Source organism: Colwellia sp. BRX10-9 (genome assembly GCF_014077405.1).
In the GTDB taxonomy this organism is placed as follows: Bacteria; Pseudomonadota; Gammaproteobacteria; order Enterobacterales; family Alteromonadaceae; genus Colwellia_A.
This window is the reverse complement of sequence record NZ_JACGVV010000041.1, coordinates 23,244-29,707: the sequence shown is the minus strand read 5'-3', so window position 1 is coordinate 29,707 and position 6,464 is coordinate 23,244. Positions and strand designations below refer to the sequence as shown.

The following is a 6,464-nucleotide window of genomic DNA, read 5'->3' as shown; positions in this document are numbered from 1 at the left end:
ACCTAATCCATCATCTGCGTCGTCAGCAAACAATGAATCATCTAAATTAAGTTCATCCTCACCTAGGTCCATTGAAAGTTCATCATCAAGTGATAATTCATCATCAAGCGATAATTCATCATCAAGTGAAAGTTCGTTATCTAAAGCAGCAAGAGGTGCTTCAGCTGTGTCTGCTGGTTTGGCTTTTTCTTGAGCAACAGTTTTTGATTTTTTAGGCTTAGCTACAGCTTCAGTTTCTCCACCTTTTTGACGGCGCAAGAACCAAAATACAAGACTCAAGACAAAAAATGCTGGTAGCGTTGACATTAAGATCTGAAACCAAAGCTGCGAGGTTATGCCTTCATTTTCAAGTTCAGCTTTTTGCTTCTCTAATAATAACGCTTGCTCACTCGCTTCTGCCATTTTCAATAGTTCTTGCTGAAGTGACATGATCAGTGCTAATTGAGCGTTTTGTTTTTCATCTTCTATAGTTGAAGCTTCTTTAAAAACATTCAGCTGCTGATTCACCGTTGATATTTTTTCATCAACAACTGCATTTTCTTTAAGAATAGCCTGCAAGCCATCAATTGAATCTAAAACATCATTTTGGATAGTTTCTAAACGAACGGTTTGCTTAGAGTTTATTTCTTCAAGCTGTGCATTGATTTCTTTTTTAGTCGCGTCTAAATCTTCCTTTTTAATGGCAAGTTCAGCAGGAGGAACAATTTTTTTCTTAACAGTTTTAGCAACTTTCTTTTGCCATGTTTTATCATCAGAGGTTGACTTACTTTTTGCCGCAAGAGGATTTATGGCACGCATCTCACTAACAGACGGCAATTTTAAGTACTGGCCATTGTTAAGATGGTTTAAGTTATTTTCTTTAAATGCTTGCGGATTTTTTTGATATAACGCCTGCATTACTTGATAAACAGACAAAGTAGGGTCTGGACGAACTTTTAAAGCAATGTTCCACAGGGTATCTTTTGAGGTAATAGGCCCGTATTGATCGTACGGAAACATATCCGTCGCCTTGGGGCCCCGAATACGAATACCGCCTTCTTCAAAGGCGAACAAAGAAACACTATACGTGGTAATGCTTATAAATATTACCTGCCACAGGCACAGGCGTAATAATCGATGCATCAAGTTTTCCTAATTATTTTTATTTACTGCCAATTGTTTGGCACTTCAAGCCTAGAGAAAGTAAAGCAAATTTTATTCCAACCCTACACCTGCTGTTTATATCATAGCAAGTTAATACACATTTTTTTAGTAATAATGAAACAAAAAAACTCGTCGTTAACTATAACGACGAGTTTTGATTTTTCTTTAATAAATCTTAAGGTTAACTCAACTTTAACGCTAACTCATTTATTAAAGGGATGTTATGAAAGGTAGTCTTTAACCAATAATTCAGCAATTTGTACACTGTTTGTTGCCGCACCTTTACGTACATTGTCAGCAACAACCCACATATTGATCCCACAACTATGACTAATATCTTCACGAATACGACCAACATAAGTGGCATCTTTTCCGCTTGCATCGCCTATCTGTGTTGGAAAGTCTTCGTCATTACGACAAACAACAATACCTTCAGCTTGCTCAAGCAAATCTTTAACTTCTTCTGCTGAAATCGGTGATCCCGTTTCAATATGTAAGGCTTCACCGTGACCAAAGAATACCGGCACACGAACCGCGGTTGGATTAACAAGAACGTTTTCATCGCCTAGAATTTTTTTCGTTTCCCAGACCATTTTCATTTCTTCTTTGGTATAACCATTATCCATAAAGACATCAATTTGCGGGATAACATTAAAAGCGATTTGACGAGGAAAATGTTTAGTCTCAACAGGTTTTCCGCTTAACAAGTCTGCAGTCTGCTTAGCTAATTCGTCCATTGCTGCTTTACCACCACCAGAAACTGATTGATAAGTAGAAACATTAATACGATTAATACCAACAGCATCATAGATAGGTTTTAGCGCGACCATCATTTGAATAGTTGAACAATTAGGGTTAGCAATAATATTACGGTTTCTATAATCAGCTAATGCACTTGGGTTAACTTCAGGAACGATTAGCGGAATATCTGCGTCGTATCTAAACTCAGAAGTATTGTCTATAACAATACACCCTGCTTCACCAGCAATAGGAGCAAACTTAGCTGAAATTGAGCCACCCGCTGAGAAAAAGCCAATTTGCGCTTGACTAAAATCAAAATGGTCAGCATCGAGTACTTCAATACTTTGACCATTAAAATCAATAAATTCACCTGCTGAACGAGCACTCGCCAACGGGTATAATTTATTGATTGGAAAATCACGTTCTTCTAATATTTCAATGATGGTTTTACCCACCAAACCTGTAGCGCCTAATACGCAGACATCAAATTTCTGTGCCATGTCACTCTCTCTTTGCTTTGAAGATTAGTACTTTATATACGTTAAATAAGTTACTTTTTAAGAAAACCAAGATGATGTGGCACATCACTCTTGGCTTGATTTGTCATGCTTACTTTAACCGCAGAAAACTCCCTGCGAGCCGGATAAGTTTTCCGAATGTGGTCAAAGCCATGACTTAAAATTGTTTCTCTGAAAATTCCATCATCACGACGTACATCGTAAACCATTTTTACGAGCTGGTTTAGTAGTATTTGCTCGAACGGTTGATTAATTTCAACTTCGGTTATTGAGGCGCGTGGTAAAAAATCACTTAGGTGCTTTTCTATCGGCATATTCAGTTGTTGACATAATGCCTGATAGAGCATTTCTGTACCACGTGCTTTTCCTTCTAAGCTATAACCTGCAATGTGCGCAGAAGATATTTCAGTGTAGGCAATAAGTTCATGCAATATATTAGGTTCATTTTCCCAAACATCTAAAACAACTTTCAAACCATGCCCTTGTTTTTTAAGCGCCAGTAACGATTTATTATCGATAACTTCACCGCGACAGGCGTTAATAAGAATTTGCTTTTCGTGCAGTTGCTTTAAACGTTTTTCATTGAGTAAGTGAAAAGTTGGCTGTTCGCCATTTTCAATGATGGGAACATGCAGTGAAATGACATCACAAGCTAAAACATCATCAAGTGATGAGTAATGGCGTTGGTCTTTAGTATTATTTGTCTGTTTTGCGGCGAGTAGTGGATCGCAAATTAAATACTTAATACCCAGTGCCGATAATTTTTCACTTAAACGAGTACCGGTATTACCCCCACCAACAATACCTACGGTTAACGAGAACAAATCAATTAAGTAACGTTCGGCTAAGACAACCAAGGCACTGATCACATATTCTGCAACAGAAATAGCGTTACAGCCTGGCGCTGCGGTAAAAGTAATGCCCCGTTCAGTTAAATAACTCTGATCAATATGGTCAACACCGATTGTTGCCGTACCAACAAACTGACAAGTTGAATTGCTTGCTAATAGCGCTTGGTTAACCTTAGTAATCGAGCGCACTAATAAAACATCCGCACTTTTGACCTGTTGAGCGGTTAACTCACGACCAACAAATGGGTGTAATTCACCTAGGTCGCCAAAGAACTCTTCAGCAAAAGGCATGTTTTCATCGTAAAAAATCTTCATGGTTTATAAACCTAAAGTCATTATTGATCTGATGAGGGTTATTGTATCTTAAATGCAAAAAAGCCACTATAAAGTGGCTTTTTAAATAACAAAATAATACTGAGTCTTTTAGATGTAACCAAACAGAAAAACGCGGTTAATTATATTCAAAGCGTATTTCTGATTTAGTTAAACACTAAATGACAAGGTATCGTTGTTTGTCATTATTTATATTTTTTCATCACTAAAGTAGCGTTAGTGCCACCAAAGCCAAAGCTGTTAGACATAATCAAATTAAGTTCAACATCACGTTTTTCAGTAACAATATCTAGGCCTTGCGCTTTTTCATCTAAGTTATCAACATTGATAGACGGAGCAACAAAACTGTTTTCCATCATCAGTAATGAATAAATAGCTTCATGAACACCCGCCGCGCCGAGTGCATGACCCGTCATTGCTTTGGTTGCACTAATTGCCGGTGAATCTTTACCAAACAATTCTTGAATTGCGCCAAGCTCTTTAACATCACCAACAGGTGTAGAAGTACCGTGAGTATTTAAATAATCAACTTTACCTTCAACACCTTGCATGGCTTGTTGCATACAACGTACTGCGCCTTCACCACTTGGAGCGACCATATCGTAACCGTCAGAAGTTGCGCCATAGCCAACAATTTCAGCATAGATATGTGCACCACGAGCCAAAGCGTGTTCAAGTTCTTCAACAACAACCATACCGCCGCCGCCTGAAATAACGAAACCGTCACGGTCAGCGTCATAAGTACGTGAAGCAAGTTCTGGCGTATCATTACGACCCGCAGATAAAGCGCCCATACCGTCAAACATCATCGCTAGAGACCAATGAACTTCTTCACCACCGCCAGCAAAAACAATGTCTTGCTTGCCCAGTTGAATAAGTTCCATGGCGTTACCAATACAGTGTGCACTCGTTGCACACGCAGAGCTGATTGAATAGTTAACACCTTTAATTTTAAAAGGTGTTGCTAAACAAGCTGAAACGGTACTGCCCATAGTTTTAGGCACAGCATAAGGGCCAACACGGCGAATACCGCGATTACGGAGTGTATCCGTGGTAATAACAATATTTTCTGAAGACGCGCCGCCTGAGCCAGCAACAATACCGGTACGAACATTTGATACTTGGTCTTCAGTTAGTTTGGCATCATTAATGGCTTGTTCCATAGCGATGTAAGCATAACCTGCTGCATCACCCATAAAACGAAATGCTTTGCGATCAATATGATCTTTAGGCTCAATCGTGGGCTTACCCCAAACATGACTTTTTAAACCAGCTTCTGCAAAGCTTTCAGATTTACTAATACCTGAACGGCCTGCTTTAAGAGATGATAAAACTTCTTCCGCATTGTTACCGATACTCGATACAATGCCTAATCCGGTGATCACTACACGTTTCATTTGAATAACCATTTAAAAATTGAAAAATCAGGCATATCATACAGAAATTTGCCCACAAACTGGTCTGCTCAGTGTACACGTGTACACTGGTTTTTACAATTTTATGACAGACACATTTAATTCACGTTAAAATACTATCTTTAGCGCTTGAAAACCAATGGATTTAATAAATACTTGTGATTAAACAACAAAAAAATTTAAATACGCCGCTTGAAAGAAAAGGCTATCAAATTAGACCCATTATTAAGCAACCCGAAAGTGTTGCCATTATTGGTGGTGGCATTGCTGCTGCCTGTGTTGCTTATGCATTGACTCAAAAAAATATAAAAGTAACACTTTATTGTAAAGATAAAGAAATTGCCCAAGGCGCTTCAAGTAATCATGTCGGTGCGTTATTTCCACTCATTCATCAACAAGTTGATGACATTAGCTTGTTTTACCAACAGGCATTTTGGCATGCACTAAAATGCTATAAAGACTTACACAGCAAAGGGTTTGTTTTTAGTCATGATTGGTGTGGCTTGCTTGAAATTTCCTACAAAACAGCTTTAGAAAAAAGACAAAAAATTTTCGAGCAAACCAACCCTTGGTCAAAAGAATTAATTACCAGTATAAATGCAGAGCAAGCATCACTATTAGCCGGTATTACACTTGAAAACGGGGGGTTGTTTATGCCCAGCGCTGGCTGGATAGCGCCCGGTGAATTAGTTCAACAGCTATTTAATGCAGCACAGCAAACTCAGCAGTTGTCGATAAAAAATCAAGTAAACATTACCGCACTTAACCAGCAAGACGACAAGAGTTGGCAGCTAACAACAAGCAAAGGCACAATAAATGAAAAAGTTGTTATTTTTTGCGGCGGTGCTGAATCTATTAAACTCAATATTATTGATGAATTACCACTGAGTTCTGTGCGTGGTCAAATAACGAATATGGCAACGAACGAGCAGATCAAAAACTTATCTACCGTTATTTGCCACAAAGGTTATCTAACACCTGCACACCAGCAACAACATTGCATCGGCGCGACATTTGAAAAGGACAGTTTCGATATTGTGGCAACAGATGCTGGCGATCAATATAATTTAACCATGTTAGAAAAGTGCCTGCCTAAATTAGTATCATGGCGCGAACAAGACGTTACCTCGAGTAAAGCTCGTTTACGCTGTATGACACCAGATCACTTACCTGTTGTGGGCGCTATGCCTGATATAGCCCAGCATAAAAGCAGCTATGCCCATTTAGCAAAAGATAAAAACTGGCGTTATCAAGAACCTGCACCTGTGATTAAAAATCTATACGTACTTACCGGCTTGGGTGCTAGGGGCTTATGTACAGCGCCGCTATTAGCCGATATTTTGACTGCTGATTTAACGGGTGGCGAATATCCTGTTGGCAGACAAGAACTTTTTAACTTATCACCCAACAGGTTTGTTATTCGCGATATTATTCGTCGTAAATATTTATAGTCTTTAATAAAG

Annotated in this window: 5 protein-coding genes; 1 reads left to right on the top strand and 4 read right to left on the bottom strand. The window is 38.8% G+C overall.

Going from position 1 to position 6,464, the window contains the following annotated elements:
- The 4 genes from H4J69_RS17530 to fabB all read right to left on the bottom strand — a co-directional run.
- A partial coding sequence (locus H4J69_RS17530; protein WP_310733625.1) for a FimV/HubP family polar landmark protein occupies window positions 1–1,122 on the bottom strand: 1,122 nt, incomplete at its 3' end.
- 242 nt (window positions 1,123–1,364) lie between these two features.
- Window positions 1,365–2,384: an aspartate-semialdehyde dehydrogenase gene (locus H4J69_RS17525; protein WP_070374286.1), complete on the bottom strand. Its 1,020-nt coding sequence runs from the start codon at window positions 2,382–2,384 to the stop codon at window positions 1,365–1,367.
- A 50-nt stretch (window positions 2,385–2,434) separates the two neighbouring features.
- Window positions 2,435–3,568: a 4-phosphoerythronate dehydrogenase gene (locus H4J69_RS17520; protein WP_182245029.1), complete on the bottom strand. Its 1,134-nt coding sequence runs from the start codon at window positions 3,566–3,568 to the stop codon at window positions 2,435–2,437.
- A gap of 203 nt (window positions 3,569–3,771) precedes the next feature.
- Window positions 3,772–4,983, bottom strand: a complete 1,212-nt coding sequence (gene fabB / locus H4J69_RS17515; RefSeq protein ID WP_070374288.1) for a beta-ketoacyl-ACP synthase I — start codon at window positions 4,981–4,983, stop codon at window positions 3,772–3,774.
- 176 nt (window positions 4,984–5,159) lie between these two features.
- On the opposite strand from fabB, the gene mnmC reads away from it, so the two are divergent.
- Window positions 5,160–6,452 (top strand): FAD-dependent 5-carboxymethylaminomethyl-2-thiouridine(34) oxidoreductase MnmC, encoded by a 1,293-nt coding sequence (mnmC, locus tag H4J69_RS17510; protein WP_310733624.1) that lies wholly within the window; start codon window positions 5,160–5,162, stop codon window positions 6,450–6,452.
- Window positions 6,453–6,464: the final 12 nt, after the last annotated feature.